The following is a 4120-nucleotide window of genomic DNA, read 5'->3' on the forward strand; positions in this document are numbered from 1 at the left end:
TGCGAGTCCTTTGCCAGATACGTCGCGCAATACCGGAACTTGTTCCGTCTGGGAAAGCGCGCGGAGATGGGCCAGATGATCCACCTTCATTCCGCGCAGGAGAACAGCATTCAGAAAGGGCTCCAGCCGTTTATGTAATCTGCCGCGTAAGGGCTCATCTTCTTTCGTTGTCGTGATATCGATGCGGTAGCAGTCCCCATCATACCATATATCCTCCCCCCAGATGAGCTGACCGTCACCCAATCTCAGCGGGATCAGCGTCCAGAACGCGATACAGAACGCCTCGTTGAGTAGTCGTATCTTCGTAGGCCGCCGCTTGGCCTCAGTGCTCTGCTCCAAAAGTTCATGGGCCAGCTGCCAGGTTTCCTTCAAATCAGGCAGTTGTTCATAGCGACCGAACTTCAGAGGCACGACGGACTGCAAGTCAGCTCGTAGCGCGTTCTCATGCGCGCGGATCGCCTCCAACGTCAGCCTATCAACTCCAAGGGCGTCTCCAAACTGGCGCAGCCGCATGACAGCGGTATGCCGTGTAGCGGGCCGATCCCCTTGAGATGTATAGGCTGGGGCCTGACGCGCTTTGGCGTGCGCCGTGCGCGATGCCTCCATGCGCCGGACCCCTTCAGTGGTAATGGCGACTGGAGCACCTGCATCGATCTGCACTTTTGCATATTCACGCAAAATATCTTCGGTGTTGTCGATCACGGAGACGGCCGGTACGGCTTCATGCAGCGCCACCAGACCCGTGCGCCACGCACTCAATTTGGCCCGCCAAGCGGGCGGCAGGGCATCATAAGCAATGCGCCGTTGCGCTGCAGGGCGCGGCACGGACCCCGCTTTGGCAGGTTTCGGGGGCTCTTTGCGGGCGATCGCGTCAGACAGGATCACATGCGCGGCAGGACTGCCCGGCATCAAAACATCGATGGCGGCCCTGAGAGAGCGCAAGCGGCGGCTCGACGTCACATCTGCCACGAAAGCGAGGTAGTCATCGACCGTGGGTACCGTGATCCCACGCGCGGCTGTGAACGCGAGAAACCTGGCAAAAACGCGCAGGTCCTCAAGCGCTACTGTCCTGAACCCCTTTAAGTTACAGTAAGGAGCCATCAAAGGGTCCGCCCCAAGTGCCTGCCTATCTCGAAGGTCACAGCTACGGCCGGTGCCTTTCTTTGCACGGATCGCGTCACGTATTGTGCAAAGAACCGGGGTCCCTGGCGGGACCAACCTGTCAAACGCGGTGCGCAGGTTCTCCAACTGTCGTGGCGAAGCATCCCCTTCTGCAAACGTAAGAAAATCCGAAAGCGTAGGCACAACGATCGCGCGTGCTTGCGCAAACCTAAAGAACTTATCCAAGGTGCGCAGCTCACGTAAGCAGATCTCACCAAGCTTGGGGGCTGTGCGGTAAGGATCAAAATGCGCCGCCGATAAAATTTCTGAGCGACTGCGGGTGTCGTAAGTCTTAGTCATCCATCAATCCGATCATCATGTCTTGGCCCCGCTCAACGAGTTTGAGCGCATTCAGCCAGCCGTAGAACTGGCGCAAAGTGGCCGCGGTATCGTCGATACGCTTGGCAATCACTTCGATCTCGTTGGGATAGCGATCGAGCAAAAGCGACGTTTGACCATGGCGCATTTGGTGCGGGGTCATCGGCAAGCCAACAACCGCACGCATGACTTGCGAGAAGTGCGCGGCAAAGAAGTCCGCGTTGAGAGAGCGCCCGGGCGTGCGTACCGCAGGAAAAAGAAAGGGGCTTGTGTCTGCATGCGCAAAAAGCGGGCGGATCACCTCAAGATACCAGCAAATCGTGTCATATGCGCCGTATTTGTTGCGCGCGATCGGGAACTCGATCACAGCATTGTTCTTCGTCACCGCCGCCGGCAAGAAGACCTTGAAGGGCTTTTTACCCTTCTTGGGGATGCGGAACTGCGCGTCTTCACCGACGCATGTCAGCGCCATGACATTGCGGCGCCGCAACGGGGCCCCTCCGATTTCAATAGCTGCAAAACATGCGCAAACCCCGAGCATGCGAACTTGGGAGATCTCAAGCGCTGTGAGTTTGCGACCCTCGGCCTTAGCCTGCGCCAAGATCTTTTCGGCGGCGGTGCGCAGCGTCAAAAAGGACGTGAGGAAACGGCGCCGCAGGTGCTTCTTTTCCACAAGCCGTTCACAGAATTTGCGATTGGCCTTGGTCATGGATTTTTCGGCCGTGCGGCCTGCGCGCGCAGTTTTGTTGTTCGCCAGGACCTGACGGATACCGCTGCAATCCAGCCCGAGATGCGCGCGCAGCTGGTTGAGGGCTTTGAGATATTTGCGGGCGCTGCGCGGCTCGAGGTGCCCCTTCGACTTCGGTTCGTGCTGCCGGCGAAACAACTCACCCGCGATGGCATAGAGCGTTTCATCACAAGCCAGGATGGCTTTGAGATCGCCTTCTTCACGGCTGACCATGCCGATATCCAATCCCGCCCGTAAAGCTGTGCGTAAAGCAGACCTCATCACATGCGCATGCGGCTCATGCCGATCGGTGAACTCCTTTGCGACCGGATCCCAGGAATTATTCGTGACACTCTCGATCCAGGTGATGAGCTGGTTTTCCCAGTCGTGCGGGATCTCTTTGTGCGCCGGCGTTCGGCGCGCGGGCACAAAGTTAACGGGCTCCGCTGGCAAATGAGGCAGAAGCTCAGGAAAGGCGCGCAGCTCATCGAGGCGTTTGAGAGACCGCGCATGAGAGTCTCTCACATTGCCGCTGAAATCCCGGTCAATCTGCCGGGCCCGCTCTAAAGTCATATCCCGTGGTTGCCAGCCGTAAGACCGCGCAACGAGCGCAAAGCTTTTCAGCATCTGGAGCTTCATCGGATGCCAATCCGATGTACCTACCCGCCCCTGTACGCGCGGCTCAATGGCCGCAAGCAATACTGTCCAGTCATCCTCCATTGCCCGCAAGCGGGCTTTCTCGGCATGAACACCGCAAAACGACTTGAGCGCAGCTATGAGTCGGCCCCGGAACGTCTTGTAAGCGCGCTCTGTCGGCCAATGATCGAGGTCAAACCCCTTCAAAGGGAACCTCTGCTCAATAGCAGCAAGGTCTGCGTCAATCGCAGTCAACGGCCGGTTCAGTATCGATGCGGCCTTATCAATCGCGCCCAAGTAGCTTGTTTGGGTGCTGGCAGTAAGATCGGTTCTTGCGGCCGTATAAGCGCGAAACTGTGCAAAGCTGGACCCATCCGAGGGGGTGGTGGAGGCCGCCAGGGTTGCAACAGGAGACAAGACGGCAGGGGGTCTGCCAGAGAGATCAAGCATGAGATATCCTTTCAGGAAAGAGGTTGATCATGGAAAATAGAGAAACCGCTAAGGTGCTGGTTTTTCCGGTTAAATGCGCAGCGGACATAAACACCTTCGCGGTTGCCGCCCGTGAAACCGGGTGGGTGTTTATGTCCGCACCACTTGCATGAGGTCTTTGCCGCTTAACTGAGATTGCGATGTCTCGGGGGCCACTGAGCAATCCGTAGCGCCCCGCGGGACGGGGACCGGCGGTGCCGTGGACCCACCCATGCGGCATCCTCAGCTGACCATTTTTGAAAGCGCCCTCACCCGTTGAGCAAGGCGAGACAAATGGCCATGTACTGGGCGCGGTTTCAATTTTGCGGGCCAAGAAGGCCCACCCACAAGACATGCGACGGTAACGATACCGCCTCAGCGCAAGGTTAAGCGCTCCGCGGGCCGACCAGATTACCGGGGATCGCGCAGAGCAGCCCTCTCCGATCCTGTTCTTTTCCAAGACAAGAAATGCGGCGAAGACCTTGCGAGCAAAGAGGGCGTTGAGCGTCATCTTCGGGAATTACGCCCCGGAGGGGTTGGTCCCAAACTCAGAAGTTAGGCAGCGCCCCCCGCCCCCACTGGGGCGACGGCAGACGGTCGGCCCGCAAACCGAAGGACTTCATTTGCAAGACCCCTGCGATCCTTGACGCAAGGTCACCCAGAAAAGATCCAGATTTTTCTTAATCGCGTTTCCGCGCCGAATTCGACGTACCCAAATCACTTATACGGGCCGCGCAGGACATCACCTCACGGCCACCGCCTAAAACCGGAGCGCGAGACCGCGTCTCCATCTGCTTACACAGACCCCAA

Annotated in this window: 2 protein-coding genes; both read right to left on the reverse strand. The window is 58.2% G+C overall.

The features are described 5' to 3' along the window. A partial coding sequence (locus ACGYK9_RS19140) for a hypothetical protein (RefSeq protein WP_394415256.1) occupies positions 1-1461 on the reverse strand: 1461 nt, incomplete at its 3' end. Then, on the reverse strand, positions 1454-3292 hold the full coding sequence (locus tag ACGYK9_RS19145) for a hypothetical protein (protein WP_394415259.1): 1839 nt from the start codon (positions 3290-3292) through the stop codon (positions 1454-1456). The genes ACGYK9_RS19145 and ACGYK9_RS19140, both read right to left, overlap by 8 nt. Positions 3293-4120: the final 828 nt, after the last annotated feature.

The sequence above is a fragment of the Sulfitobacter sp. 1A15258 genome (genome assembly GCF_043557045.1).
In the GTDB taxonomy this organism is placed as follows: Bacteria; Pseudomonadota; Alphaproteobacteria; order Rhodobacterales; family Rhodobacteraceae; genus Sulfitobacter; species Sulfitobacter faviae.

Bases quoted from the DNA above. Each gene is read 5' to 3' on its own strand.
- ACGYK9_RS19145 (WP_394415259.1), bottom strand. From the start codon at position 3,292: ATGCTTGATCTCTCTGGCAGACCCCCTGCCGTCTTGTCTCCTGTTGCA.